This window comes from Actinomadura sp. DC4, from assembly GCF_030406325.1.
In the GTDB taxonomy this organism is placed as follows: domain Bacteria; phylum Actinomycetota; class Actinomycetes; order Streptosporangiales; family Streptosporangiaceae; genus Actinoallomurus.
The window spans coordinates 168,822-194,318 of sequence record NZ_JAUEQY010000012.1 but is presented as its reverse complement, the minus strand read 5'-3'; the positions used below and the strand labels follow the sequence as shown (position 1 = coordinate 194,318).

Sequence of the window (25,497 nt, the reverse complement as noted above, 5' to 3'; positions counted from 1 at the left end):
CATGAGTATCGGAAGGACACCCATGGCCAGGCGTGAGGTGTACGTGTCGGTGGACGTGGAGGCGGACGGGCCGATTCCCGGCCCGTACTCCCTGCTCAGCCTCGGTATGGCGGCCTGCGGCACCGCCGACGGCGCCGGTTTCACGGCGAGCGATCCGGCCGCGCGGACGTTCTACGCGGAGCTGAAGCCGATCAGCGACACGTTCGTACCCGATGCGCTGGCGGTCAGCGGCCTGGACCGGGAGCGGCTCGCGGTCGAGGGCCGGGATCCGGGCGAGGCGATGAGCGCCGCGTCCGCGTGGGTGGCGGAGATCGCGGCCGGCGCGACGCCGGTCTTCGTCGCCTATCCACTCGGTTATGACTGGATGTGGGCCTATTGGTACTTCGTGCGGTTCGCGGAGAGGGGGTCCCCGTTCGGTCACTCCCGGCATGTGGACATGAAGACGCTGTACGCGGCCAAGGCCGGGACGCTCATCTCCCGTTCGACGAAGAGCCAGATGCCCGCGGACCTGCTGTCCCGGCGTCCGCACACGCACAACGCGCTGGATGACGCGGTCGAGCAGGCGGAGCTGTTCCAGAACCTGATGGCGCGGAAGGGCTGAGCGGTGACCGAATCGGTGTGGGACCTGGTCCGCGACGTCCCGGCGTGCCGGTTGACGGAGGTGCCGCGGCGCCGGCTCACCGATGAGGGCGAGGCCGGTGGCCGGGATGAGTCGCGAGATCAGCGGCTCGCCGCGCTGGTGTCGGCGTACCACGGTGACGGGCCGGTGCTGGTGGGGTGGCGGCGGACGCTGGCCGCCGGGCCGGTGGAGGTGTTCGTCGGCGGCCAGGGACTGATCACCGAAGGCGACGCCGGCGCGGCGGCGTTGAGCCTGCCGGCGGGCGGGCGCGGCCGGCTGCTGCGTCCGGGCGCGGTGGCGGACGCGATGGGTGATCTGCCGTGCTGGACGCGGATCGGCGGGATCACCGACGGTCTCCTCGTCGACGAACGGACCGACCCCGGGCAGCAGATGGTGCGGCCCTCGCTGGAGGACTGCCTGTTGTCGGTGTGGACGCAGCCGTTCGCGTGGCTGCTCCTCGCCGAACCCATCGATCCCGGCGAGAGCGGCCGGCTCGCCGACGAGGTCGCCGACCGCGCGTACACCGCCCAGTCGATGGCCGAACGCTCCCCGGAGAACGCGGTGCGGGCGCTGCGGCTGGAACGCCGGCACCGGGAGCTGCGCCAGGGCGGTTCGAGCGGCCTGTGGCGGGTGCGCCTGCTGGCCGGCGGCATGAGCGAGCAGGCCGCGGCCCGGGTCGCGGCGCTGGTGTGCGCCTCGGCGGATCTGGACGGGGTGCCGTACGCGCTGGCGCCGCTGCCCGGCACCGGCGAGCCCGTCGTCTCGGGGCCCGGCTGGCCGTTCGAGGCCGGGTCCCGGATGGTCGCCGCGCTCGCCCGGCCCCCGGTACGCGAGGTGCCCGGGGTGCGGTTCGCCGTCCGCCCCGAGTTCGACGTCACCCCCGAGACCACCCCGGGTGCGGGCGGAGTGCCGCTCGGGCAGGTCCTGGACCGCAACCGTACCGACGTCGGAGTCCTGTCCGTCCCGCTGGACAGCCTCAACCGGCACACCTTCGTCTGCGGGGCGACCGGTGCCGGCAAGTCCCAGACGGTACGCGGGCTGCTGGCGTCCGCGACCGCCGCCGGGCTGCCGTGGCTGGTGGTCGAGCCGGCCAAGGCCGAATACCGGCTGATGGCCGCCCGCCTGCCCGACGCCGAAGTCGTCGCGATCCGCCCCGGCGACGTCGAAGCCATCGCGGCGGGCATCAACCCCCTCGAACCCGCCAAGGACGCCGACGGGCGGGCGTTCCCGCTGCAGACCCACGCGGACCTGGTGCGGGCGCTGTTCCTGGCCGCGTTCGAGTCCGACGAGCCCTTCCCCCAGGTCCTGGCCGCGGCGCTGACCCGCTGCTACGAACAGCTCGGCTGGGACCTGGCCCTCGGCGAACCCCGTACTCCCGGCACCGCTCCCCGCTACCCGACCCTGGCCGATCTGCAGGCCGCGGCGGAGGAGGTCGTGACGGAGATCGGGTACGGCAAGGAGATCACCGACAACGTTCGCGGATTCATCCGCGTGCGGCTGTCCAGCCTCCGCCTCGGCACGACGGGCCGGTTCTTCGAGGGCGGCCACCCCATCGACTTCGGACGCCTGCTGGCACGCAACGTGGTGTTCGAGATCGAGGACGTCGGCGACGACCGCGACAAGGCGTTCTTGATGGGCACCGTCCTGGTCCGCCTGGTGGAGCATCTGCGGATGCGCCAGCGCGCCGAGGGCGGCGCCCCGGCCGGCCTGCGGCATCTCAGCGTCTTCGAGGAAGCCCACCGGCTGCTGCGCAAGAGCGATGACACCGGGCCGGCCGCGCACGCCGTCGAGATGTTCGCCGGGCTGCTCGCCGAGATCCGCGCGTACGGAGAGGGCCTGATCGTCGCCGAGCAGATCCCCTCCAAGCTCGTGCCCGACGTCATCAAGAACACCGCCGTCAAGATCGTGCACCGGCTGCCCGCCAAGGACGACCGGGACGCCGTCGGCGCGACCATGAACATCACCGACGCCCAGTCCCAGTTCCTCGTCACCCTGCGCCCCGGCGAGGGCGCCGTCTTCACCGACGGCATGGACTACCCTCACCTGGCCCGCATGCCCGATGGCACCGCCGCCGAGGCCCGGCCCGTACGGCTCGCCTCACCCGGCGTGCTCGTCGGCTCCCGCAGCAGCACGTGCGGCACCGACTGCCACACCTCGCCGTGCACGCTGCGGGACATGCGCACCGCGCAGCGCGTCCTCACCGACCACCCGGCCGTCGTGCTGTGGGTCGAGCTCACCACCGCGGCGCACCTGTCCGGCTGGGGCGCGCCGGTTCCCGGCCCGGCGATCCTGGACACGCTGCGCGCGCTCCCGGACCGGCTCCTCGACTGCGCCCTGTCCCACGCCGTCGACGCCGCCGTCGACGCCCGCGCGTCGGTGATCACCGCCCGGACCGACCCAGGCCGGCTCGCCGACCACCTCGCCGGAGCCCTCCGCGGCCGTCTCGGCGGAGGCGGCGTCTGCACGGGCGAGGAGCCCGAGTGGTTCACCGTCCCGTACGAGTGGTGCCTGGTCCTGGAAGAGCTCCAGGCCGCCCACCGCCGCGACCCGGCCGCCGGCCGCCATCCCGACAGCCCGACCTGGGAGCGCCGGTACGGGCGCCCCATTCCCGGGAACGACCTCGCCGGGCAACTGGAGCACGTGACCCGGTGGTGGGACCGCGGCCAGCGCGACGAGGCCGCCCGTCACGCCACGCTGTGGGGCACCGCGGCGCGCTCGGCCATCGAAACCGCCGTCGCCGCGGACCGCGACGACGGCGACTGGCCACGGCTGCTCACCGAGGCCACCACGGAGCTGACCAACATCGGCGGCCTGCTCCGCTTCTACCAGCCCGTCGAGTGACGTCGCCCCGCCGATTACTTCGCGTCCTGCTCCTCGGGGGCGAGGGTCAGGGACACCGAGTTGATGCAGTAGCGCTGGTCGGTCGGGGTGGGGTAGCCCTCACCCTCGAAGACGTGGCCCAGGTGGGAGCCGCAGCTCTTGCAGCGGACCTCCGTACGGACCATTCCGAGTGAGCTGTCGTCCAGCAGCGTCACCGCGTCGGACTCGCTCGGCTGGTAGAAGCTCGGCCAGCCGCAGTGGGAGTCGAACTTGGTGTCCGAGCGGAACAGCTCGGCGCCGCACGCGCGGCAGTTGTAGACGCCCACCGTCTTGGTGGAGACGTACTCCCCGGTCCACGGGGCCTCGGTGCCGGCCTCGCGGAGGACGTGGTACTCCTCGGGCGAAAGCTCGGCCTTCCACTCGTCGTCGCTCTTGCGTATCACTGTCACGCCCTTGTCAACCGTCGCCGTACGGCCGCCATTCCGCTGGCCTGTCGCCCCGGCGGGGTAACGTGCCGCCTATGGCGTCCCCTTACGTGGAGATCCAGGTCGGAGACCGCGTCGTTAAGGTCACCAACCCGGACAAGGTGTACTTCCCCGCTCGGCAGGAGACCAAGCTGGATCTGGTCAACTACTACCTGTCGGTGGGCGACGGGATCCTGCGCGCGCTCCGCGAGCGGCCGACGACCCTCGAGCGCTGGCCCGGTGGGGTGTTCGAGGGCGCGAAGCTGTCCACCCGCGCCGACAACCGGGGGGACGCGTTCTTCCAGAAGCGCATCCCCAAGAACACCCCCGACTGGATCGAGACCGCGCGGATCGCCTTCCCCAGCGGACGGCATGCCGACGAGCTGTGTCCCGTCGAGCTCGCCGACGTCGCGTGGGCCGCCAACCTCGGCACGGTGACCTTCCACCCCTGGCCCGTACGCCGCGGCGACGTCGATCACCCCGACGAGCTGCGCATCGACCTCGACCCGCAGCCCGGCACCGACTTCGCCGACGCCAAGAAGGTCGCGCTCGGGCCCGTACGGGAGATGCTCGCCGAGCTCGGCTTCACCGGCCACCCCAAGACCTCCGGCAACCGCGGCGTGCACGTCTACCTGCGGATCGAGCCGCGCTGGACCTTCACCGAGGTACGCCGGTCGGCGCTGGCCTTCGCCCGCGAGATCGAGCGGCGGATGCCGGACCTGGTCACCACGGCCTGGTGGAAGGAGGAGCGCGGCGAGAAGGTCTTCATTGACTTCAACCAGAACGCCCGCGACCGGACGATCGCCTCGGCCTACAGCGTGCGGCCCAAGCCGTACGCGCCCGTTTCCGCGCCGGTGACCTGGGACGAGCTGCCCGACGTGGAGACCGACGACTTCACCATCGCCACGATGCCGGCGCGGTTCGCCGAGATCGGCGACCCGCACGCGGACATCGACGACGCGGCGTTCACGCTCGAACCCCTGCTGGAGTGGGCCGACCGGGACGAGAAGGACCACGGGCTGGGCGACATGCCGTACCCGCCCAACTATCCGAAGATGGAGGGCGAGCCCAAGCGCGTCCAGCCGAGCAAGGCGCGCAAGGACTAGATCAGCCGAGGATGTCGTCCAGGTCGTACGCCACAGGCACCTCGAGCTGGTCATAGCCACACGACTCGGGCGTACGGTCCGTGCGCCAGCGGCGGAACCTCGCCGTGTGCCGGAAGCGCGTGCCCTCCATCTGGTCGTAGGCGACCTCGCAGACCAGCTCCGGGCGCAGGGCGACCCACGACAGGTCCTTCTTGGCGTTCCAGCGGGTGACCGCCCCGGGCATGCGGTCGGGGGTGGCGTCGGTCTGCCGGGCCCACTCGGCCCACGGGTGGCCGTCCAGCTCTTCCATCCGGTACGGCGCGAGCTCGTCCACCAGCTCGGCGCGGCGCGCCATCGGGAACGAGGCCGAGACGCCCACGTGCTGCAGCCGGTCGCCGTCGTAGAGGCCCAGCAGCAGCGAGCCGACGATCGGCCCGGACTTGTGCCAGCGGAACCCGGCCACCACGCAGTCGGCGGTGCGCTCGGGCTTGACCTTGAACATCGCCCGCTTGTCGGGTTCGTACGGGCCGTCCAGCGGTTTGGCGATCACGCCGTCGAGCCCCGCGCCCTCGAATTCGGAGAACCAGCGCTGACCCACGTCGTAGTCGTCGGTCGCCGGGGTGACGTGGACGGGCGCCTTGGCGTTCGCGAGCGCCTCGGTGAGCTTGGCCCGGCGCTCGCCGAAGGGCGTCTCCATCAGCGACTCGTCGCCGAGCGCGAGGAGGTCGAAGGCGACGAAGGAGGCCGGGGTCTGCTCGGCCAGCAGCTTGACGCGGGATGCGGCCGGGTGGATGCGCTGCTGGAGCACCTCGAACTCCAGCACCTGGCCCTGGCGCAGGATGATCTCGCCGTCGAGCACGCAGCGCGCGGGCAGCTCGCGGGCGAACCCCTCGACCAGCTCGGGGAAGTAGCGGCCGAGCGGTTTGCCGTTGCGGCCCCGGATGTCCACCTCGTCGCCGTCGCGGAACACGACGGCGCGGAAGCCGTCCCACTTGGGCTCGTACAGCAGGTCGCCGCGCGGCAGCGCCTTGACCGCCTTGGCGAGCATCGGCGCCACGGGTGGGCTCACGGGCAGGTCCACGAGCTCATCTCCTTACGTGTCGGAGGCGGAACGCGGGCCGCGTTCCAGGGCGGTGAGCTGCGGGCTCATCGTAAGGCAGAGCCCGCCGGGACACCCGGCACCGGCGAGGTCATCTCCGCACGTAGCGGAGGAAGACGAAGTCGTCCTCCTCCAGAACGTGGCCGAGCCGCAACGACGTCGGCGGCTCCAGCGCCGGGCCGTTCACCACGCGGGCCGCGTTCCCCGCGGTGAGCCGCGGGCTCATCGTGAGGCAGAGCTCGTCGAGGCGCCCGGCGGCCGCGATCTGGGCGAGCAGGTGGGGGCCGCCCTCGGTGAGCTGGCGGACCAGGCCGCGCCCGGCGAGGGCGTCCAGCGCGGCCCCGGCGTCCACCTGGTCGCCGTCCAGAGTGATCACCTCGGCGCGCTTCTCGCAGGCGCGCAGGCGCTCCACGGGCGCGGACGGACAGGTGATCACGATCGTGGGGGTGAGGGCCTCGGTGAACATCGGGGAGTCGAGGTCGAAGTCGAGGCTGCGCGAGATGACCGCCAGCGGCGGCGCGGGCGTACGGCCCTCGCGCAGGTCGCCCCACCAGTCGCGGGGGCGTACCGGACCGTACGTCTCGGCGCGGACCGTGCCGGCGCCCACGACCACCACGTCGGACAGGGCCCGCAGGACGGACAGGAGCCGGCGGTCGGCGGGGCCACCGAGCCCCTCGGTCAGGCCGCTGTGGGTCGCGGCGCCGTCCGCGGAGGCCACCATGTTGGCCCGCAGCCAGGGTCCGTCTCCGGGATAGGCGTACGCCTCGGCGAGATCCGCGGCGCCGGCCGGTTCGAAGATGCGCATGGCAACCAGAGTGGCATAAGGCGCCGTCACATCTTGCGACTGGCTGGCTGCGTTCGGCTTATCAAATCGCCGTTTTCCAGGAAGACTTGGGGAGGGCAGCCGAGTGCGGAGGGGGAGACACGTTGGAGATCGCCGCGTTAGTGATGTGGGTGCTGACCGCCGGTGCGGGCCTGCGCCTCCTCGTACGCTGGCTGGCCGAGGGCGGGCCGCGCCGCCAGGGCACCAAGGTCACCCGCTATCCCGCCATACTCGTCCTCGGCCACCCCACGCTCGCCGTGCTGGCCCTGGCGGTCTGGGTGATGTTCCTGCTCACCGAGCGCTCGGTGTACGCCTGGAGCGCCTTCGGCGCGCTCGTGCTCGTAACGCTGCTGGGGTTCGTGATGTTCACCCGGTGGCTGACCGGTGAGGGCGGCAAGCACGCGCGCGGCGCCGAGCAGGGCTTTCCCGCCGTGGCGGTGGTCGCCCACGGCGCGGTGGCCACGCTGACGTTCGTCCTCGTGCTCCTCACCGCCATCACGGCGAGTCGCTGAGCCTCCGCAGCAGGACGAGCCCGCGGTCGACCACCTCGACCTCGTCGTGCGCCTTGACCGGCTCGCCGCCGGCCGGCGCCTCGGCGACGGCCGTGTCGAGGGCGACCTCCCAGCGCTCGCCGTAGATCACGTCCGGCAGGCGGAACGTGATGCTCTCGGAGTGGGCGTTGAGGAGCAGCAGGAAGGAGTCGTCGCGTACGCGCTGGCCGCGGGTGTCCGGCTCGGTGATCGCGTCGCCGTTGAGGTAGACCGCGACGGCCTTGGCATAACCGGTGTGCCAGTCCGACTCCGTCATCTCCGTGCCCGTCGGTGTCAGCCAGACGATGTCGCGCGTGCCGTCGAGCGGCCCGCCGTGCGTACGGCCCTCGAAGAACCGGCGGCGGCGGAAGACCGGGTGGTCACCGCGCAGCTCCGAGACCCGGCGGACGAAGGCGGTGAGGTCGCCGTCGTCGCCCCAGGACATCCAGGCCAGCTCGCCGTCCTGGCAGTAGGCGTTGTTGTTGCCCCGCTGGGTGCGGCTGAGCTCGTCGCCGTGCGACAGCATCGGCACGCCCTGGGACAGGAACAGCGTGGCGATGAAGTTGCGCATCTGCCGTACGCGCAGCCCCTGGATCGCCGGGTCGTCGGTCTCGCCCTCGGCGCCGTGGTTCCAGGAGCGGTTGTCGTCGGTTCCGTCGCGGTTGTTCTCGCCGTTGGCCTCGTTGTGCTTGTGGTCGTAGGAGACGAGGTCGTGCAGGCTGAAGCCGTCGTGGCAGGTCACGAAGTTGATCGAGGCGAGCGGACGCCGGCCGTCGTCGGCGTACAGGTCGCTGGAGCCGGTCAGGCGCGAGGCGAACTCCGGCAGGACCGGCTCCCCGCGCCAGAAGTCGCGGATCGAGTCGCGGTACTTGCCGTTCCACTCGGTCCACAGGGGCGGGAAGTTGCCGACCTGGTAGCCGCCCTCCCCTACGTCCCACGGCTCGGCGATCAGCTTGACCTGCGACACGACCGGGTCCTGCTGCACCAGGTCGAAGAAGGTGGCGAGGCGGTCCACGTCGTGGAACTCCCGCGCGAGCGCGGACGCCAGGTCGAACCGGAACCCGTCCACGTGCATCTCGATCACCCAGTAGCGCAGCGAGTCCATGATCAGCTGCAGGGAGTGCGGGTGCCGGACGTTGAGGCTGTTGCCGCAGCCGGTGTAGTCGAGGTTGTAGCGCTTGTCGCTGTCGCTGAGCCGGTAGTACGCGGCGTTGTCGATGCCGCGGAAGCTGAGCGTCGGCCCGAGGTGGTCGCCCTCGGCGGTGTGGTTGTAGACCACGTCGAGGATGACCTCGATGCCCGCCTCGTGCATCGTCCGGACCATCGCCTTGAACTCCAGGACCTGCTCGCCGAGCTGCCCGGAGGAGGAGTAGGCGTTGTGCGGGGCGAAGAAGCCGACCGTGTTGTAGCCCCAGTAGTTCGTCAGCCCGCGCGCGACGAGCGCATGCTCGGAGACGTACTGGTGCACGGGCATCAGCTCGATCGCGGTCACGCCCAGATCGAGCAGGTGGTCCACGGTCGCGGGGTGGGACAGCCCGGCGTACGTGCCGCGCTGGCGCTTGGGGATCTTCGGGTGCAGCCGGGTGAGGCCCTTGACGTGCGCCTCGTAGATCACCGTCTCGTTGTACGGCGTGCGCGGCGCGCGGTCGTCGCCCCAGTCGAAGAACGGGTTGATCACGACGTTCTTCGGCATGTACGGGGCGCTGTCCTCGGTGTTCATCTCCGACGGCGCGGCGAAGTGGTAGGAGAAGACCGACTCGTGCCAGCGGAGGTCGCCGTCGAGCGCCTTGCCGTACGGGTCGAGCAGCAGCTTGGCCGGGTTGCACCGGTCGCCGGACTTCGGGTCGTACGGGCCGTGCACGCGGTAGCCGTACCGCTGCCCGGGGCCGACCCCCAGCACGTAGCCGTGCCAGACGAAGCCGTCGACCTCGGGCAGGACGTAGCGCGTCTCCCGGCCCCGGTCGTCGAACAGGCACAGCTCGACCCGGTGCGCCACTTCGGAGAACAGCGCGAAGTTCGTACCGGTCCCGTCCCAGCTGGCGCCCAGCGGGTACGGCGTTCCGGGCCACACTTCGTGCATCGCTCTCCTCGGGCGCCAACGGACACGATCCCGTTGATTGTTGCCGCACCCGGAGAAATATGCGAACGGCCGGGCCGAGCCGGTGTTCGGATCGTTACGCTCCGCCTCCGGTACGGGCCACGGAGGAGGTCAGGTCTTCTCCGGAACCCGCACCGGATCCTGGCCGAACTCCACGCTGTGGGCCTCCCGGCCGAACGCCGTGAGCAGCACCACGGCCACCAGAGTCGGCATCACCACGACCATGAACGCGAACGGATAGCCGTGCGCGTCGGCGAGGCGTTCCTGCAGCGGCAGGTTGATCGCGGCGAGCAGGTTGCCGAGCTGGTACGTCACGCCGGGGTAGAACCCGCGGATGGCGTCCGGCGACATCTCGGTGAGGTGGGCCGGGATGACGCCCCAGGCACCCTGGACGAAGAACTGCATGAGGAACGCGCTGACCGCGAGCAGCGCCGTCGCCTGGGAGTAGGCGAACAGCGGCACGACGAGCAGCCCGAGCAGGGCCGAGCCGACGATGGCCCGGCGGCGGCCGAACCGCTGCGACAGCGCGCCGACGAACACGCCGCCGATGATCGCGCCGATGTTGTAGATGATCGCGATGTAGACGGCGTAGTGCGGTGAGTGGCCCAGGCCCTTCTTGAGGAAGGTCGGGTACACGTCCTGCGTGCCGTGGCTCATGAAGTTGAACGCGGTCATGAGCAGCACGAGGTAGAAGAACCGCACGAGGACTTTCCGGTCCAGGAAGACCTTGCGCAGCGGCGTACGGGTGATCTGCAGGCGTTCGTTGGTGCGTTCCCACGCCTCCGACTCTCCGACGCGGTAACGGATGTAGAGCGCGATCAGCCCCGGCACGGCGCCGAAGAAGAACAGGCCGCGCCAGCCGAAGATCGGGGTGATCACGAAGTACGCGACGGCCGCGATGAGGTAGCCGAGTGAGTAGCCGACCTGGAGCAGCCCGGAGTAGAACCCGCGTTTGGCGACCGGGATCTTCTCCATGGCCAGCGACGCGCCGAGGCCCCACTCGCCGCCCATGCCCAGGCCGTACAGGAAGCGCAGCACCAGCAGCATGGTCAGCGAGGTGGAGAAGCCGGAGACGAACTCCACGGCCGAGTAGAACAGCACGTCGACCATCAGCGGGATGCGCCGGCCGACCTTGTCGGCCCAGATCCCGAAGACGTACGCGCCGAGCGGCCGGGCGATCAGCGTCAGCGTCGTGGCGACGGTGACCTTCTCGGCCGACGTGCCGAACTCCTTGGCCACCTCCGTGATCACGAAGATCAGGAGGAAGTAGTCGAAGGCGTCCATCGTCCAGCCGAGCAGGGCGGCGAGGAACGCGTTGCGTTGGTCGCGGTCGAGGCCGGAGGCCTGGTCGCGGATGTCGCCGAGCAGGGGGAGGCTCATATCCGATTCCTTCGTCCGAATCAGTGCTCCCCTAGTGATCCACTACCTTATTCCGGAAGTCAAGGTTCCTTACTTCCCCGTCAGCCCCCGCTGGGCGAAGACGCCGATGCCGTTGGCGACCGGGCGCTCGACCCCGTTGGGCGGAAAGTTGCGCACGGACGCGACGGGCTCGCCGGGCCCGCGCAGCACCAGAGTGGTCGAGCCGCCGCCGTCGAGGTCCATCGCGTCGTCCGCGCCCATCTCGCGCAGCAGGGCGGCGAGCCCGGCGAGGGTCAGGCCGGTGCTCGCGGGCGAACTCGCGTCCGCGACGACGAGGTACAGGTGCCGTCCGTTCCGGCTCACCCCGGCGGCGGTACGGGCGGCGAGGGTGACGGCGTCGAGGTCCGGCGGCGCCGCCCCGTCGCGGAGGATCCCGAAGCCGCCCACGGCGAACCTCAGGTGGCCCGGCCCGCTCAGGTGGTACGCGATCCGCACCCGGTCGCCGGGGCGCAGCCGCCGCAGCGCGTCGGCCCCGGCCTCCCGCCCGACCAGCACCGTCGTGTCCGGCGGGATCGCCCCCGCGCCGATCGCGGTGCCGGCGTGGGTCACGGTACCGCGCCGTACCGTCACCTCTTCGGTGTTGACGCTGCACGCGGCGGCGCGCGAGGTGTCGGTGCCGCAGACCGACCGCAGCCGCGACACCGGGCCCCACGCGCTCGTGAACGCGCCCACTCCCCCGACCTGCAGCGCGTACTGGTTGAGGCCGCCGACCTCGATCCGCGGTCCCGGCCCGTCGGCGGTCCCGGTCAGGTGCAGGGCGGAGATCCTGGCCGTACGGTCGGCGCCGACGCCGATGACGTCCTCGGTCGTGGCCCCCTCCGGCGGCATGGGGCCGAAACGCTGCCCGAACGGCACGGCGGCCTTGAGGGCACGGCCGCCGGCGACCTCGGGGCCGACGGCGGAGCCGGTCGCCGGCACCCCGGCGTGAGTCTCGCTGATGTTGAAGAAGTCGCCGTTCACCCCGGCCACCGCGTGCTGGGCGTCGGCCATGGCCGAGACGGTCTCGCGCGCCGCCACGGCGGGCGGGTGGAGGAGGCCGACGGCGACCCGGGGGTTCCTCAGGTCGACGTCGAGCAGGTCGCCGAGGACCGGGCCCTTGGGGCCGGTCGTCTCGTACGTGCGGAAGACGACACCGGGCCAGACGTGCCGGGTGCCGAGGTACTTGACGGTTCGCGTAGGGGCCGTGGCGGCCGTGGCCGGGAGTGCGACGGCGCACGCGGCGACCGGCGCCAGCAGCACGGACAGCGTCTTCGTCCAGCGTTTCAGCACGACGCGGGGTGCCCTTCACTCGGAGGCGAAACCCGTTGATCATGCCCGAGCCCGGGTGGCCGTGGTGCGACGTCCGGAAAAGGTGTTTCCAACGGTTCCGGGAACAGCGCGGCTCTCTCTCCGGCTCTCCGGCTCAGGGCACGCGGCCGAGGCGGCAGTCGTCGCTCGCGTCCATCTTGTTGGCCAGGACCGGGTAACCGGCCGCCTTGTCGGCGTGCACGAAGACGACGGGGATGTGGTCACGCTGGGTGAGGTACTTCGCGGCCGTCTCGCACAGGGCGATGGCCGTCTTGGAGTCGGCGTCGGCGGCGGGCAGGTCCGTGTAGACGCGGAGCATCGGGCCGGTCCAGACGACCTCGGTGACGTGTCTCGCGCGGAGCGGGTCGTGGGCCGTGTAGAAGGCCCGCGCGGCCTGGTCGCCGCGCTCCGCGGGGCGTACGGGGCCCATGGGGCGTACGGGCTCGGCATGGGCGGGCATCGCCTGGCCGCCGAGGACGTTCACCGTAGCCGCCCGGGGCGCCGCGCCGCCGGACCCGCCCGGGATGAGCGCCGCGACCGCCAGCAGCACCGTCGCCAGCGTGAGGCCGAGCCCGGCCGCACCGACCAGCGCCAGCGAAGGCCGCCGCCCCGCGGCCATCGTCGCGGCCCCGGCGAGAGCCCGCGCATGCCGTCCCTTCACACGCCGTGCTCCGCGCACCATGCTCCTTATGCCAGGTTCCGAAGAAAGGCCGTGCTCCCGGCGGCGGTCGCCGCCTCCGGGATACTCGTGCACTCCCAGGGGACGCCGCGACGGCGATGGAGAACTTTTTACCGCCGATGAGCCGAACGGCCACCCACCGCCGACGGACGGTCAGGACAGGCCGGTCCGGGCGCGCAGCGGCGATATCCGGGCGGAGAGGGCAGGGCGGCCACTGACGGGCCGAGGGGTCAGGGCAGGGCGGCCACTGACGGGCCGAGGGGTCAGGGCAGGGCGGCCACTGACGGGCCGAGGGGTCAGGGCAGGGCGGCGACCAGTTCGGTGACCGGTTTGCGGGAGCCGGTGTAGAACGGGATCTCCTCGCGGACGTGGCGCCGGGTCTCCGAGCCGCGCAGGTGGCGCATGAGGTCGACGATCCGGTGGAGCTCGTCGCCCTCGAAGGCGAGGATCCACTCGTAGTCGCCCAGGGCGAACGAGGACACCGTGTTGGCCCGTACGTCCGGGTACTCCCGGGCCATCCGGCCGTGTTCGGCGAGCATCACGCGGCGCTCGTCGTCGGCCAGGAGGTACCACTCGTAGGAGCGCACGAACGGATAGACGCAGACGTACGCCCGTGACTCCTCCTCGGCGAGGAACGCCGGGATGTGGCTCTTGTTGAACTCCGCCGGCCGGTGCAGCGCCATCACCGACCAGACCGGCTCGGACGCGCGGCCCAGCGCCGTACGGCGGAAGCGGCCGTAGATCTCCTGGAGGTCGTCGGAACTCGGCGCGTGCCACCAGAACATGTAGTCGGCGTCCGCGCGCAGGCCGGCGACGTCGTACGCGCCCCGGGTGACGACGTCTTTGGCGGCGGCCTGTTCGAGCAGGTCCTCGACCTCGCGGGCGACGGCGTCGCGGTCGGCGTCGGCGAGGCCGCGTACGCGGAAGACCGACCACATGGTGTAGCGGATCACCTGGTTGAGGTCGCGCGCCTTCGGCTTGTCGCCACTCACTGTGTGGTCCCCCAGTCGCTCGCCGGTCGGTCTTGTGCCGGATCTGATTGTGCCCGGTCCTCCAGGCTACCCAGCACCCGGGCCGCCGCCGCGCGGGCCGAGGCGACGCAGGCCGGGATCCCCACGCCGTCGTAGGCCGCGCCGCAGACCGCCAGGCCGGGCGCGCCCGCGACGGCGGCGCGGATGCGCGCGACCCGGTCGAGGTGGCCCACGGAGTACTGCGGGAGCGCGCCGCCCCAGCGGGTGACGCGGACGTCGACGGGGAGCTCGATCACGCCGGTCGTACGGGCCAGCTCGGTCATGGCGATGGCCTTGAGCTCGTCGTCCGGGCGCTGGAGGGTCTCCTCCTCGCCGTACCGGCCGATGGAACAGCGGATCACCACCATGCCGGGGGCGCCGTCGATGAGGTGCGGCCACTTGGTCGTGCTGAAGGTGACCGCCTTGACCCCGCTCGACTCGACGGCGGGCACGAGGTAGCCGCTCCTGGTGGGCTGCGTGGGGAAGGCGCTGCCGGAGTAGGCCAGGGTGACGATCGCCATGCTGGCGTACTCGATCCGGGCCAGCTCGGCCGCCGCCACCGGCGCCTCCTCGCCCAGCAGGCGCCGCGCGGGGCGGGCGGGTACGGCGAGGATGACCGCGTCGGCGTCGAGGGGCTCCGGCTCACGCGTGGGGCCGAGCGTGAGCCGCCAGCCCTCCGGGGTGCGCCGCAGCTCGCGCACCATCGTCGCGGTGCGTACGGTCACGTCGAGTTCGACGAGCCGCGCGGTGAGCGCCTGGGCCAGCCCGCCCAGGCCGCCGGTGAGGGTGGCGAACACCGGCCCGGACGCCTGCGGCGCCGCCTCGCGTACGGCGCGGGCGGCGGTGATCAGGGAGCGGCGGGTCCGCGAGGCGTCGGCCAGGCCAGGCATCGTCGCCTCGAAGGACAGGTCGTCGGCGCGCCCGGCGTACACCCCGCCAAGGAGGGGCTCGACCAGCCGGTCCACCACCTCCGAGCCGACGCGCGCGCCGATCAGCTCGGCCACGGACACGTCCTCGCCGCGCGGGGTCGCGGGCCGCACGAGGTCGAGGGGCACGCGGGCCAGGCCCGCCGCCGAGAGCACGCGCGAACGGGCCAGGGCGCCCAGGTCGGCGGGCACGCCCATGATGTGGCCGGCGGGCATGGCGTGAAGCGCGCCACGGCTCCAGATCGCCGCGGAGGTCGTGCCGGGGTAGGCGAGACGGTCACCGAGGCCCAGCTCGCGGACGAGCTCCAGGGCCTCGGGGCGGCGCGCGAGCATCGCCTCGGCGCCCTCGTCCACGGCCAGGCCGGCGATCTCGCTCACGCGCAGCTTGCCGCCGACGTCCGGGGAGCCCTCGAGAAGAGTCACCCGGGCGCCGCCCAGCGCGGCGTGGTAGGCGGCGGTCAGCCCGGCGATCCCGCCGCCGACGACGGCGACGTGGGCGCGCGAGGGCGCATCGGTGTCGCTCCACTCGGTCATGTGTCCCACGATCCCAGAGGTTTCGGCGGGCCCTGACACGGCCTTACGGCTGTGTCCGTGATCGGCGCGCGTCGCCATCGTGACCCGTTCGCGACGGCCGGTCGTGAACGACGGCGAACGCCGCAGCGTCTCAACCCTATGAGACCGCTGATCGTCGTCCTGGCCGCCACGCTGGTGCTCGCGGGCTGCTCCGGGAACAACGCAGGATCATCCTCATCCGCGGGCCGCGCCGACAGCGGGGCCCGCGCACCCAAGGCGGACGCCGCCGGAACGGCCCAGCAGGTACGCCTGGCGCCCGCGCAGGCGATCGTCTATACCGCCGACCTGACCGTACGGGCCGGTGACGTGCCCGGCGCGGCGGGCGAGGCGAAGCGGATCGTCACCGCCGCGGCCGGCTACGTCGGCGACGAGAGCGCCGCCGACGATCCCGGCTCACGCCCTTCGGCCACCATCACCTTCAAGATCCCCTCGGCGCGTTACCAGGACGTCCTGGACCAGCTCGGCTCGTCCCGCATCGGCCGCCGCGTCTCGCTACGGCAGCAGGCCCAGAACGTGACGGAGGAGGTCGCGGACGTCGCCAGCCGCGTCAAGTCGGCCAAGGCGACGCTGGCCGCGTTCCGCGCGCTGCTCGACCGCGCGCACAGCGTGGACGACGTCGTACGGCTGGAGCAGGAGATCTCCACCCGCGAGGCGGACCTGGAGTCGTTGCAGGCCCGCCAGAAGTCGCTGAGCGCCCAGACGAGCTACGCGACGGTGACGCTGCGGCTGCAGGGCACCGCCGTGGCGCGGCGTGAACACCACAGGCGGACCGGTTTCGCGGGAGGCGTGTCGTCGGGCTGGCGGGCGTTCACGGCGTTCGTGACGGGGCTGTCCCTCGTGGTCGGCTGGCTGCTGCCGTTCCTCGGCCTCGCCGCACTGCTCGGCCTGCCCGCCTGGTGGCTGTGGCGCCGCCGTCGCTCGGCCGAGAGCTGAGGTCAGCGGGTGGACTCGGCGTGGACCAGGTCCGCCAGCCGGGCCAGGACGCCGGGGTCGGTGTTGGGCAGGACGCCGTGGCCGAGGTTGAAGACGTGGCCCTCGGCCGTACGGCCCTGGGCCAGGATCTCGCGGGCGCGTGCCTCGACGACCTCCCACGGGGCCAGCAGGATCGCCGGGTCCAGGTTGCCCTGGAGCGCCTTGCCGGCCTCGACGCGGTGCACGGCGTCGTCGAGCGGCACGCGCCAGTCGACGCCGACCACGTCCGCGCCCGCCTCGCCCATCAGGCCGAGGAGCTCGCCCGTGCCCACGCCGAAGTGGATCCGGGGCACGTCGTACTCCTCCATGGCGGTGAAGATCTTCTTGCTGTGCGGCAGCACCGACGCGCGGTAGTCGGCCGGGGAGACGCCGCCGACCCAGGAGTCGAAGACCTGGATCGCGCGGGCGCCGGCCTCGACCTGCACCTTGAGGTAGGCGATCGCGATGTCGGAGAGCCGGTCGAGCAGGCGCGCCCACAGCTCCGGCTCGCCGTACATCATCGCCTTGGTGCGCTCGTGGTTCTTCGACGGGCCGCCCTCGATGAGGTAGGAGGCGAGCGTGAACGGAGCGCCCGCGAAGCCGATGAGCGGGATGTCGCCCAGCTCGCCGGTGAGCGAGCGCACGGCCTCGGCGGCGTACGGCACGTCGCCGGGCTCCAGCGGGCGCAGCCGGTCGACCGCCGCGGCGTCGCGGATCGGGTCGGCGATCACCGGGCCGACGCCCGGTTTGATGTCGAGGTCGACGCCGACCGCCTTGAGCGGGACGACGATGTCGCTGAAGAAGATCGCCGCGTCCACGGCGTAGCGGCGCACCGGCTGCATCGTGATCTCCACGATGAGGTCCGGTATCGTGCACGCCTCCAGTATCGGGATGCCGCCCCGCGCCTCGCGGTACTCCGGCAGCGACCGGCCCGCCTGCCGCATGAACCACACCGGCGTGTGCGGCACCGGGCGGCGGCGGCACGCGTCGAGGAACGAGCTGTCCCGGCGGGCGGTGGGGAGGATCCGCTTGGCGTTCTCGTCACGCGAGTATCGCTCGGGCACCCGGTTCTTCGGTCGGTTCACAACGTCAGCCACCCTTGGATCGTCCCATGGACGGCCGGAGGCCGGGGTCGCACCCTCGAAGTCGCCCGGCGACAAGGGCCGCACGTCCGTTATGAGAATCTTCGGGACACGCCGAGCGACGTCCCGCGATCGCGTCGGGCGTCATGCGAGCGTGTGAACGCTCCACCCCACGCCGAACCGAGGGAGGTCACCAGCGGATGACCCTCATACGTCATTGTTCCGTCTGTGACGACGAGCGGAGCTTCGATCAGCCGCCCTGCGCCGACGGTCACGGCGAGGAGTGCCCCGAGTTCGCCTGCGTCGAGTGCGGCATGGCCCTCGTGATCGGCGACGCACCTCAGCCTCCGGTGATCATTCGGTCCTGGGCCGCCTGAGCGGCCCTGCGACATGCGTCCCCATCTCCCCACCGAGGGCGTGCGTCCGGCAGATCGCCCGGTGGATCGATGACCCCCCGGGACGCCCGTCCGCCGGAGCCGTTCCAGCGAGCCGTCGAGACCATGCGCGGCTTCGTCGACGCCGAGCCCTCCCGCTCCGAGCTCGTCATCGAGGACATGCCCGCGCCGCAACGGCTGGCGCCGTACGCTTCGGCGATCATGGCCACCGTCTACCGCGAGGACGACAGCGAGCTCGGCGTCGGCCGGCTCATCCTCCTGTACGACCCCGAGGGCCAGCGCGGCTGGCACGGCGACTTCCGCGTGGTGGCCTACGTCCGCGCCGACCTCGAGCCCGAGATCGCGGCCGACCCGCTGATCGGCCCGGTCGGCTGGAGCTGGCTGACGGAGGCCCTCGACCAGCGCCGGGCGGGCTACCGCGCGGCCTCCGGGACGATCACCCGCGCGGTCTCAGAAAGCTTCGGAGACAAGAACGAGGATCCTGAGACGACGGAGCTGGAGCTCCGGGCGTCCTGGTCACCGACGGACGGCAACATGTCAGGGCATATCAACGCCTGGTGTGATGTTCTCTGTCTAGCGGCTGGATTGCCGCCCGCCGGGGTCACCTCCCTGCCGGGCTCAGGAGTTTAACGACGTACGGTAGGCGCGTGGGATTGTCCGAAGCAGAAGTGGTACCACTACTCGAACCGAGGGATGGGATTCCCCCGGTCGTGGCGAGTCCCGAGGCACTCGCGGACGCGGTCGAGAGACTCGCGGACGGCGAGGGGCCGGTGGCGGTCGACGCCGAGCGCGCCTCCGGATACCGGTACGGCCAGCGTGCCTACCTCGTCCAGCTCCGCCGTAAGGGCTCCGGCAGCTTCCTGATCGACCCCGTGCCCTGCGCCGACCTGTCCGGGCTGTGCGCCGCGCTCGCGGGTACCGAGATGGTGCTCCACGCCGCCACCCAGGACCTGCCCTGCCTGGCCGAGCTGGGCCTGGTGCCGGACCTGCTGTTCGACACCGAGCTGGCCGGCCGGCTCCTCGGCTACCCCCGCGTGGGCCTGGGCACCATGGTCGAGACCGTCCTGGGCTTCACCCTGGAGAAGGGGCACTCGGCCGCCGACTGGTCCACCCGCCCGCTGCCCGCCGACTGGCTGCGCTACGCCGCACTCGACGTCGAGCTCCTGGTCGAGCTGCGCGACGCGCTGCGCGCCGAACTGGACGAGGCGGGCAAGCTGTCCTGGGCGGAGGAGGAGTTCGCCGCGATCCTGTCCGCGCCGCCGAAGGAGCCACGCCAGGACCCCTGGCGCCGCACGTCCGGCATCCACCGGCTGCGCACCCGCCGCAGCCTCGCGGTCGTCCGCGAGCTGTGGACGGCACGCGACCGGATCGCCCGCGAGCGTGACCTGTCCCCCGGCCGCGTACTGCCCGACGCCGCCATCGTGGAGGCCGCGCTCCAGCTTCCGCGCACGCCCGACGACCTGACCGCCCTGGCGACCTTCCGCGGGCGCAACCCCCGGCGTCACGCCACCGCGTGGTTCCGCGCCGTACAGCGGGGCCGTACGCTGCCGGACGTCTCACTGCCCGAGCACAGCCTGCCCGGCGAGGGGCCCCCGCCCGCGCACCGCTGGGCCGAGCGCGACCCGGCCGCCGCCGAGCGGCTGACCGCCACCCGCGCCGTGGTCGCGGCCCTGGCCGACGAGCACACCATGCCCACCGAGAACCTCCTGCAGCCCGACACCGTACGCCGGCTGGCCTGGAGCCCCCCGGAGACGGTCACCGAGGAGACGGTCGGGCTCGTGCTGACCGCGCTCGGGTCCCGGTCGTGGCAGGTGGAGCTCACCGCCACGCCTCTGGCCAAGGCCCTGGTCAGGCTGGCGACCAAGAGTGAGACCTGACGCGATCGTCACCGAGCGCCTCGTACTGAGGCCGCTCGGCCCCGGCCCGGCCCAGGCGCTCGCGGACGGCGACTACTCCGGCCTCACGGCGGGCAGCACGTGGCCGACCGCTGCGACCCCGATCGTCGCGATGCGCGCCGCCGCCGATCCGGGCGCGCTGACCTGGCTGATCGTGCTGGACGGCCTCGTGATCGGCGAGTGCGGCATGAAGCACGCGCCGGGCCCGGACGGCTCGGCCGAGATCGGGTACGGCATGGGGGCCGCCTGGCGCGCGCACGGCTATGGCACCGAGGCCGTACGGGGGCTGGTGGGGTGGATGGGCAACCTCCCGGACTGCCGGCGGGTGACCGCCGAGGTGCACGAGAGCAACCTCGCCTCGCGCCGGCTGCTCGAACGCCTCGGCTTCACCGTCGACCACCTGGACCCGCCGTACGTCTGGTACGCCCGCGCCGTCCGGCGCGATCACCGGGGCTGACCGCCCACGCTGTCCTCGGCCGTACGTCGCCGGGTGACCGCGCCTGAAGCGGGACGGGGACGCCCAGGCCGAGGAAGTCCCGCGGTCCTGCTTCGGGACAGCCCATCGCACCGACGAACCCGCCGCGGGTCAGAGCGGGACGAACGTCAGGCCGCGTTTCTTCAGCTCGGGGATGACCTTTCGCAGCGCCTTGATCGTCTCCGAGCGGTCACCGCCGCCGTCGTGGCAGAGCAGGATGTCGCCGCCCTTGGCCTTCAGCATCGCGCGTTTGATGTGCCTGGTACCCGGGCGGGCCCAGTCGCGGGGGTCGATGTCCCAGTCGATCGGCACCATGCCGTGCCGGGCGGCCGAGTGGAACACCGCGTGGGACCAGGCGCCGCCGGGTGAGCGGAAGAACTTCGGTGCGACGCCGGTCGCGTGGCCGATGCGGTCGTGCGCCTCGGTGATCTCGGCGTCGACCCTCTTCCGCGACATCGACGCGATGCCGAGCGGGTGGGTCATCGTGTGGTTGCAGAGCTGATGGCCCGCCCGCACGATCCGGTCGGCCAGCTTCGGGAACTGCTTCACCTGGATGCCGATCAGCGAGAACGTCGCCTTCACGTCGAACTCCGCCAGCAGGTCGAGCATCTTCGGCGTCCACTCGGGCTGCGGGCCGTCGTCGATGGTCAGCGCGATGGTCTCGGGCGGCACCGTCGGGAACAGGTCGGGCAGCCGGTGGACCGCGTCGGTACGCGCGGGCAGCGGCGGCAGGCGAGCGGGCATCGCGCCGGGACGGGGCAGGTGCGGCCCGTGCCCTGGATGGATCACGGCGCGGCCACGCGCTAACGGCCGCGTGATGGTGGCCATCTCCGGGCCACCGTCGCCCACGGCGAGGGCACCGAGGCCGGCGGCGCCCAGGGCGAGCATCCGACGGCGGGTCATCACGTCCTGAAGCTCCACATGTCAAACGCTATGCCCTCTAGGGGCCAGTGGGATACGTGTGCCCGAATCCAGACCGTGCAACAGATCACTAAAGGGAGCATCAGCGCCGATCGACGGCCGATCAGTGACAAATCTCCCTCGTCACGGGGTTGCGTGGACCCCTCATCGGCAACAGAATCACGCTTAGGTTAGCTTTACCTAAGGTCAGTTCGGTCTCCGATCCCCCGGCGGCCCTGAGACGAGGAGCACCCCCCTTGTTGCTCGGCAACTACCTCATCGGCCTACGCGAAGGGCTCGAAGCCTCACTCGTCGTCAGCATCCTGATCGCGTATCTGGTGAAGTCAGGCAACCGGCAGGCGCTGAAACCCGTGTGGGGCGGCGTGGGGACGGCCATCGTGCTCGCCGTCGCGTTCGGCGTCGCGCTGAGCGTCGCCTCCGGGGAGATGCAGTTCAAGACGCAGGAGGCGTTCGGCGGCTTCCTGTCGATCATCGCCGTGGGCCTGGTGACCTGGATGGTCTTCTGGATGCGCCGTACCGCGCGGTTCATGAAGGCCGAGCTGGAGGGCAGACTGCAGGGCGCGCTGTCGATGGGCACCGGGGCGCTGTTCTTCGTGGCGTTCCTCGCCGTCGGCCGTGAGGGCCTGGAGACGGCCCTGTTCCTGTGGACCAACATCAGCAACGCCGACAACTCGACCGAGCCGATCATCGGCGCGGTGCTCGGGCTGATCACCGCGGCACTGCTGGGTTACCTGCTCTACCGGGGCGGGCTGAAGCTCAACCTCAAGAGGTTCTTCACGATCACGGGCGTGGCGCTCATCGTGGTCGCGGCCGGGGTGTTCGGGTACGGCTTCCACGACCTGCAGGAGGCCTCGATCCTGCCGGGTCTGAGCACGCTGGCCTTCGAGCCGAGCGGATGGTTCGGCGGCCTGGGGCAGGTCGGCCGCTGGCTCCAGACGGCCCTGCAGGGCGTCTTCAACCTTACCCCGCAGGTCACCCTCGCCCAGGCGATCGCCTGGACGGTGTACCTCGTGCCGGTCATGCTGCTGTTCCTGCGCCCGGCCAAGCCCGTGGTCCCTGCGGCCCCACGCGAACAGACCGCCGACGCCGGCCGCTGACCACCCGCCGCCGCGCCGGGTCGCCGGCCGGCGGTGACCTCGTGGCCGACGACTCGCCGATCAGTGCGTGGCCGAGGCCGGTGCCGGGCGTCGGCGCGTACCAGGTGGTCCTCGAGACCGTGTGCGACCGCCTCGCCCCGAACGGCGAACGAGGGCCCTACGGCGCCGCGGCCTCGCGGAGCTGGTGGGGGACGACCTTGCCCATCGCGTTGCGGGGCAGGTGGGAGCGGAAGTGCACGTCGCGTGGCACGGCGAAGCGGGCCAGCTCTCCCCGTACGTGGCCGCGCACCGTGTCGGCGTCGAGGCGCTCGCCCGGCGCGGTCACGATGTAGGCGGCCAGGCGCTCGCCGTACTCCGGGTCCGGCACGCTCGTCACCGCCACCTCGCGCACCTGCGGCAGGCGGGAGATCACGTCCTCGGCCGCGCCCGGGAAGACGTTCTCGCCGCCGGAGACGATCATCTCGTCCGCGCGGCCGTCGATGTAGAGCAGGCCGTCCTGGTCGAAGTGACCGACGTCGCCCAGGAACAGCATGCCGTCGCGGGTCTCCATGGGCACGCCGCCGGTGTAGCCCTCGAAGTGCATGCCGTTGGCGGCGAAGATGCGCCCGGTGCCGCCCGCCGGCACCGGGTCGCCGTGCTCGTCCAGGATGGCCACCACGGCGCCGGTCACCGGCCGGCCCGCGGTGTCCGGGTGGGCCCGCAGCTCGCCGGCGGTGGCGATGGTCACCCACCCCGCCTCCGTCGACCCGTACACGTTGACCAGCTCGACCGGATAGGCGTCCATGACGGCGGTGGCCAGGTCGCCCGGCAGCCGGGAGCCGCTGACCGCGATCACGCGCAGGGACGAGGTGTCGTACGCCTCGCGTACGGAGCGGGGCAGGGCCAGGATGCGCTGCAGCATGATCGGCACGGTGAACAACGTGGTGCAGGAGCGTTCCTGGATCGTGCGCAGCGTGAGCTCGGGGTCGAAGCGCCGGCCGATGACGACCGTCGCGCGCATCGCGAGGGCGAGCTGGAACGAGGAGTAACCCCAGGCGTGGAACAGCGGCGCCTCGATGAGCATGCGGTCGCCCACGCGCAGCGGGGTCCGCTCCAGCATCGCGGCGAGCGGCACGAACCCGGGGCGCGGCGGCCTGCGGGCGCCCTTCGGGCGGCCCGACGTGCCCGAGCTGAGGAAGACGATGCGCCCCTGGGTCGAGGGCGGCTCCAGGACGGGCGCCGGGGTGCGCTCGATCAGCTCGTCGAGGGTCGGGCCGACTCCCCGCAGGTGGTCGCGCCCTTGCGGGCCGGAGCCCCAGCCGGTCACCTTGGTGATCGGGCGGCCGCCGAGCGGCAGCAGGTCGGCGAACTCCGCGTCGGCGACGATGATGTCGGCCCACAGCTCGCGCATCACGGCGTTGAGCTGCCCGGCGCCGAGCCCGGTGTTGAGGAGCACGACCTCCGCGCCGCACTTGCTGCAGGCGACCAGCGCCTCGACCAGGCCGCGGTGGTTGCGGCAGAGCACGCCGACGCGGCGGCGCCGTCCGCCCCGGTCGGGGATCAGGGCGGCGGCCAGCCGGTCCGTACGGTCGTGCAGCTCGGCGTAGGTCAGGACGCCGCGCTCGTCGACCAGGGCGGGCCGGTCGGGGTCGCGGACGGCCGCCGAGACCAGGCCGCCGGCCAATGTGGTGCCCCAGTGAAGGAGCGCGGTGAGCTGGCGGGTGGCGCGCAGAGGGCGCCAGGGCCACAGCAGGCCACGCCTGGCGATGGTCAGCGGCACGTTGATGGCCCGGCCGGCCCTGCGTCCGGCTCCGGAGCGATGCTCCGGCCTGGCGTGCACCACTGCCCGTCACTCCCCGCGATCCTGTGATTCCGGTCAGGTTACGGGTGGGTGAACCTTCCCAGCAAGAGCCTGCTTGCACGTCAGTGGTTACTGACGAGTAACCTATGGGGACATAACGAACATCAGTCGCACCGTGAGAAAGGGAGGACCCGACCGTGCCTCGTACCGCGCGTGACGTGGTCTTCGTCGACGGCGTACGCACGCCGTTCGGCAAGGCCGGCCCCAAGGGGCTGTACGCCGAGACCCGTGCCGACGACCTCGTCGTCCGGGTGATCCGTGAACTGCGGCGGCGCAACCCCTCGCTGCCCGCCGAGCGCATCGACGAGGTCGCCATCGCGGCGACCACCCAGATCGGCGACCAGGGCCTGACCATCGGCCGGTCCGCCGCCGTGCTGGCCGGGCTGCCCAAGAGCGTTCCGGGCTACGCCATCGACCGGATGTGCGCCGGCGCGATGACCGCGGTGACCAACGTCGCCGGCGGCATCGCCTTCGGCGCGTACGACGTCGCCATCGCCGGTGGCGTCGAGCACATGGGCCGCCACCCGATGGGCGAGGGCGTCGACCCCAACCCCAGGTTCCTGTCGGAGAAGCTCGTCGACGGTTCCGCGCTGGTCATGGGGATGACCGCGGAGAATCTGCACGATCGGTACCCGCAGATCACCAAGGAGCGCGCCGACGCGTACGCCGTGCGCAGCCAGCAGAAGGTGGCCGACGCGTACGAGGCCGGGCGGTTCCAGCAGGACCTGGTGCCGATGGCGACGCGGTCGGCCGAGAAGGGGTACGGCCTCGCGACGAGCGACGAGCCGCCGCGTCCCGGCACGACGATGGAGAACCTCGCCGGATTGAAGACGCCGTTCCGCCCGCACGGCAACGTGACGGCGGGCAACGCCGCGGGCCTCAACGACGGCGCGACCGGCTGCATCGTCGCGGCCGAGGACGTCGCCGCCGAGCTGAGCCTGCCGGCCCGGATGCGGCTGGTCGACTACTCCTTCGCGGGCGTCGAGCCCGAGGTGATGGGCATCGGGCCGGTGCCGGCCACCGAGCGGCTCCTCGCGCGCAACTCGCTGACCATGGACGACATCGGGCTGATCGAGATCAACGAGGCGTTCGCCGTGCAGGTGCTGGCGTTCCTCGACCACTTCAAGATCGCCGACGACGACGCCCGGGTGAACCCCTGGGGCGGCGCGATCGCCATCGGCCACCCCCTGGCCTCCTCGGGCGTACGGCTGATGACGCAGCTCGCGCGCCAGTTCGCCGAGCGGCCGGACGTCCGCTTCGGCCTCACGACGATGTGCGTGGGGATGGGAATGGGCGGAACCGTTCTGTGGGAGCGAGTGTGACGAAGACCTATGAGCAGGGAGCGAGTGTGACGAGCGAGCGGAGTGGTCGCGTGAGGAACGCGAGCGACTCTTCGATACGGAGGCAGT

The 25,497-nt window shown here is 71.9% G+C and carries 22 protein-coding genes; 10 read left to right on the top strand and 12 right to left on the bottom strand.

From position 1 onward, the window contains the following. Nucleotides 1-22: 22 nt before the first annotated feature. Together QWU11_RS21165 and QWU11_RS21160 are read left to right on the top strand one after the other, a co-directional pair. Nucleotides 23-601, top strand: coding sequence for an exonuclease (locus QWU11_RS21165; protein ID WP_290115798.1), 579 nt, complete (start codon nucleotides 23-25; stop codon nucleotides 599-601). 3 nt (nucleotides 602-604) lie between these two features. Next, nucleotides 605-3,460 carry an ATP-binding protein gene (locus QWU11_RS21160; protein ID WP_290115797.1) on the top strand — a complete coding sequence of 952 codons (2,856 nt, stop codon included), beginning with the start codon at nucleotides 605-607 and terminating at the stop codon, nucleotides 3,458-3,460. A gap of 14 nt (nucleotides 3,461-3,474) precedes the next feature. Here the strand turns inward: QWU11_RS21160 and msrB are convergent, their stop codons facing one another. Beyond that, on the bottom strand, nucleotides 3,475-3,888 hold the full coding sequence (msrB, locus tag QWU11_RS21155) for a peptide-methionine (R)-S-oxide reductase MsrB (protein WP_290115796.1): 414 nt from the start codon (nucleotides 3,886-3,888) through the stop codon (nucleotides 3,475-3,477). Between the two features lie 71 nt (nucleotides 3,889-3,959). Here msrB and QWU11_RS21150 point away from each other — a divergent pair, with 71 nt between their 5' ends. Continuing rightward, the gene (locus QWU11_RS21150) at nucleotides 3,960-5,009 is read left to right on the top strand and encodes a DNA polymerase domain-containing protein (RefSeq protein ID WP_290115795.1); all 1,050 of its coding nucleotides are present in this window, start codon (nucleotides 3,960-3,962) and stop codon (nucleotides 5,007-5,009) included. A gap of 1 nt (nucleotide 5,010) precedes the next feature. On the opposite strand, the gene QWU11_RS21145 is transcribed toward QWU11_RS21150, so the two are convergent. Together QWU11_RS21145 and QWU11_RS21140 are read right to left on the bottom strand one after the other, a co-directional pair. After that, a complete protein-coding gene (locus QWU11_RS21145; protein ID WP_290115794.1) occupies nucleotides 5,011-6,069 on the bottom strand; it encodes an ATP-dependent DNA ligase in 1,059 nt (352 codons plus the stop codon). 109 nt (nucleotides 6,070-6,178) lie between these two features. Beyond that, nucleotides 6,179-6,892: a pyrimidine reductase family protein gene (locus tag QWU11_RS21140; protein WP_290115793.1), complete on the bottom strand. Its 714-nt coding sequence runs from the start codon at nucleotides 6,890-6,892 to the stop codon at nucleotides 6,179-6,181. A 122-nt stretch (nucleotides 6,893-7,014) separates the two neighbouring features. Between QWU11_RS21140 and QWU11_RS21135 the strand changes: the two genes are divergently transcribed. Continuing rightward, entirely contained in the window at nucleotides 7,015-7,422 is a 408-nt protein-coding gene (locus QWU11_RS21135; protein WP_290115792.1) for a hypothetical protein, read from the top strand. Here the strand turns inward: QWU11_RS21135 and glgX are convergent. The 6 genes from glgX to hemG form a co-directional block, all read right to left on the bottom strand. Further along, nucleotides 7,406-9,520 (bottom strand): glycogen debranching protein GlgX, encoded by a 2,115-nt coding sequence (gene glgX / locus QWU11_RS21130; protein ID WP_290115791.1) that lies wholly within the window; start codon nucleotides 9,518-9,520, stop codon nucleotides 7,406-7,408. The genes QWU11_RS21135 and glgX overlap by 17 nt on opposite strands. Nucleotides 9,521-9,649: 129 nt before the next feature. Beyond that, nucleotides 9,650-10,918, bottom strand: a complete 1,269-nt coding sequence (locus QWU11_RS21125; RefSeq protein ID WP_290115790.1) for an MFS transporter — start codon at nucleotides 10,916-10,918, stop codon at nucleotides 9,650-9,652. A gap of 69 nt (nucleotides 10,919-10,987) precedes the next feature. Further along, nucleotides 10,988-12,226, bottom strand: coding sequence for a phosphodiester glycosidase family protein (locus QWU11_RS21120; RefSeq protein ID WP_290115789.1), 1,239 nt, complete (start codon nucleotides 12,224-12,226; stop codon nucleotides 10,988-10,990). A 133-nt stretch (nucleotides 12,227-12,359) separates the two neighbouring features. Beyond that, nucleotides 12,360-12,905 carry a hypothetical protein gene (locus QWU11_RS21115; protein WP_290115788.1) on the bottom strand — a complete coding sequence of 182 codons (546 nt, stop codon included), beginning with the start codon at nucleotides 12,903-12,905 and terminating at the stop codon, nucleotides 12,360-12,362. Between the two features lie 314 nt (nucleotides 12,906-13,219). Continuing rightward, a complete protein-coding gene (hemQ, locus tag QWU11_RS21110; RefSeq protein ID WP_290115944.1) occupies nucleotides 13,220-13,861 on the bottom strand; it encodes a hydrogen peroxide-dependent heme synthase in 642 nt (213 codons plus the stop codon). 50 nt (nucleotides 13,862-13,911) lie between these two features. After that, nucleotides 13,912-15,393, bottom strand: coding sequence for a protoporphyrinogen oxidase (hemG, locus tag QWU11_RS21105; RefSeq protein ID WP_290115787.1), 1,482 nt, complete (start codon nucleotides 15,391-15,393; stop codon nucleotides 13,912-13,914). A 138-nt stretch (nucleotides 15,394-15,531) separates the two neighbouring features. Between hemG and QWU11_RS21100 the strand changes: the two genes are divergently transcribed. Continuing rightward, a complete protein-coding gene (locus QWU11_RS21100) occupies nucleotides 15,532-16,365 on the top strand; it encodes a DUF4349 domain-containing protein (RefSeq protein ID WP_290115786.1) in 834 nt (277 codons plus the stop codon). A 2-nt stretch (nucleotides 16,366-16,367) separates the two neighbouring features. Here the strand turns inward: QWU11_RS21100 and hemE are convergent, their stop codons facing one another. Then, complete coding sequence (hemE, locus tag QWU11_RS21095; RefSeq protein ID WP_290115943.1) at nucleotides 16,368-17,408, bottom strand: uroporphyrinogen decarboxylase; 1,041 nt, start codon at nucleotides 17,406-17,408, stop codon at nucleotides 16,368-16,370. Between the two features lie 503 nt (nucleotides 17,409-17,911). Between hemE and QWU11_RS21090 the strand changes: the two genes are divergently transcribed. The 3 genes from QWU11_RS21090 to QWU11_RS21080 are packed head-to-tail and all read left to right on the top strand — an operon-like array spanning nucleotide 17,912 to nucleotide 20,212. Continuing rightward, a complete protein-coding gene (locus QWU11_RS21090; protein WP_290115785.1) occupies nucleotides 17,912-18,490 on the top strand; it encodes a DUF3000 domain-containing protein in 579 nt (192 codons plus the stop codon). A 23-nt stretch (nucleotides 18,491-18,513) separates the two neighbouring features. Beyond that, entirely contained in the window at nucleotides 18,514-19,737 is a 1,224-nt protein-coding gene (locus QWU11_RS21085) for a ribonuclease D (RefSeq protein ID WP_290115942.1), read from the top strand. Next, on the top strand, nucleotides 19,727-20,212 hold the full coding sequence (locus tag QWU11_RS21080) for a GNAT family N-acetyltransferase (protein ID WP_290115784.1): 486 nt from the start codon (nucleotides 19,727-19,729) through the stop codon (nucleotides 20,210-20,212). Before QWU11_RS21085 ends, QWU11_RS21080 begins: the two co-directional genes overlap by 11 nt. Nucleotides 20,213-20,341: 129 nt before the next feature. Here QWU11_RS21080 and QWU11_RS21075 read toward each other — a convergent pair whose 3' ends face one another. Beyond that, nucleotides 20,342-21,151: a polysaccharide deacetylase family protein gene (locus QWU11_RS21075; RefSeq protein ID WP_290115783.1), complete on the bottom strand. Its 810-nt coding sequence runs from the start codon at nucleotides 21,149-21,151 to the stop codon at nucleotides 20,342-20,344. Nucleotides 21,152-21,387: 236 nt separating this feature from the next. Between QWU11_RS21075 and efeU the strand changes: the two genes are divergently transcribed. Beyond that, on the top strand, nucleotides 21,388-22,248 hold the full coding sequence (efeU, locus tag QWU11_RS21070; RefSeq protein WP_290115782.1) for an iron uptake transporter permease EfeU: 861 nt from the start codon (nucleotides 21,388-21,390) through the stop codon (nucleotides 22,246-22,248). A gap of 157 nt (nucleotides 22,249-22,405) precedes the next feature. Here the strand turns inward: efeU and QWU11_RS21065 are convergent, their stop codons facing one another. After that, complete coding sequence (locus tag QWU11_RS21065) at nucleotides 22,406-24,067, bottom strand: AMP-binding protein (protein WP_290115781.1); 1,662 nt, start codon at nucleotides 24,065-24,067, stop codon at nucleotides 22,406-22,408. A gap of 158 nt (nucleotides 24,068-24,225) precedes the next feature. On the opposite strand from QWU11_RS21065, the gene QWU11_RS21060 reads away from it, so the two are divergent. Beyond that, nucleotides 24,226-25,410: a thiolase family protein gene (locus tag QWU11_RS21060; protein WP_290115780.1), complete on the top strand. Its 1,185-nt coding sequence runs from the start codon at nucleotides 24,226-24,228 to the stop codon at nucleotides 25,408-25,410. Nucleotides 25,411-25,497: the final 87 nt, after the last annotated feature.

Bases quoted from the DNA above. Each gene is read 5' to 3' on its own strand.
- QWU11_RS21140 (WP_290115793.1), bottom strand. From the start codon at position 6,892: ATGCGCATCTTCGAACCGGCCGGCGCCGCGGATCTCGCCGAGGCGTAC.
- glgX (WP_290115791.1), bottom strand. From the start codon at position 9,520: ATGCACGAAGTGTGGCCCGGAACGCCGTACCCGCTGGGCGCCAGCTGG.
- QWU11_RS21100 (WP_290115786.1), top strand. From the start codon at position 15,532: ATGAGACCGCTGATCGTCGTCCTGGCCGCCACGCTGGTGCTCGCGGGC.
- QWU11_RS21125 (WP_290115790.1), bottom strand. From the start codon at position 10,918: ATGAGCCTCCCCCTGCTCGGCGACATCCGCGACCAGGCCTCCGGCCTC.
- hemQ (WP_290115944.1), bottom strand. From the start codon at position 13,861: ATGTGGTCGGTCTTCCGCGTACGCGGCCTCGCCGACGCCGACCGCGAC.
- hemG (WP_290115787.1), bottom strand. From the start codon at position 15,393: ATGACCGAGTGGAGCGACACCGATGCGCCCTCGCGCGCCCACGTCGCC.
- QWU11_RS21150 (WP_290115795.1), top strand. From the start codon at position 3,960: ATGGCGTCCCCTTACGTGGAGATCCAGGTCGGAGACCGCGTCGTTAAG.
- QWU11_RS21090 (WP_290115785.1), top strand. From the start codon at position 17,912: ATGACCCCCCGGGACGCCCGTCCGCCGGAGCCGTTCCAGCGAGCCGTC.
- QWU11_RS21165 (WP_290115798.1), top strand. From the start codon at position 23: ATGGCCAGGCGTGAGGTGTACGTGTCGGTGGACGTGGAGGCGGACGGG.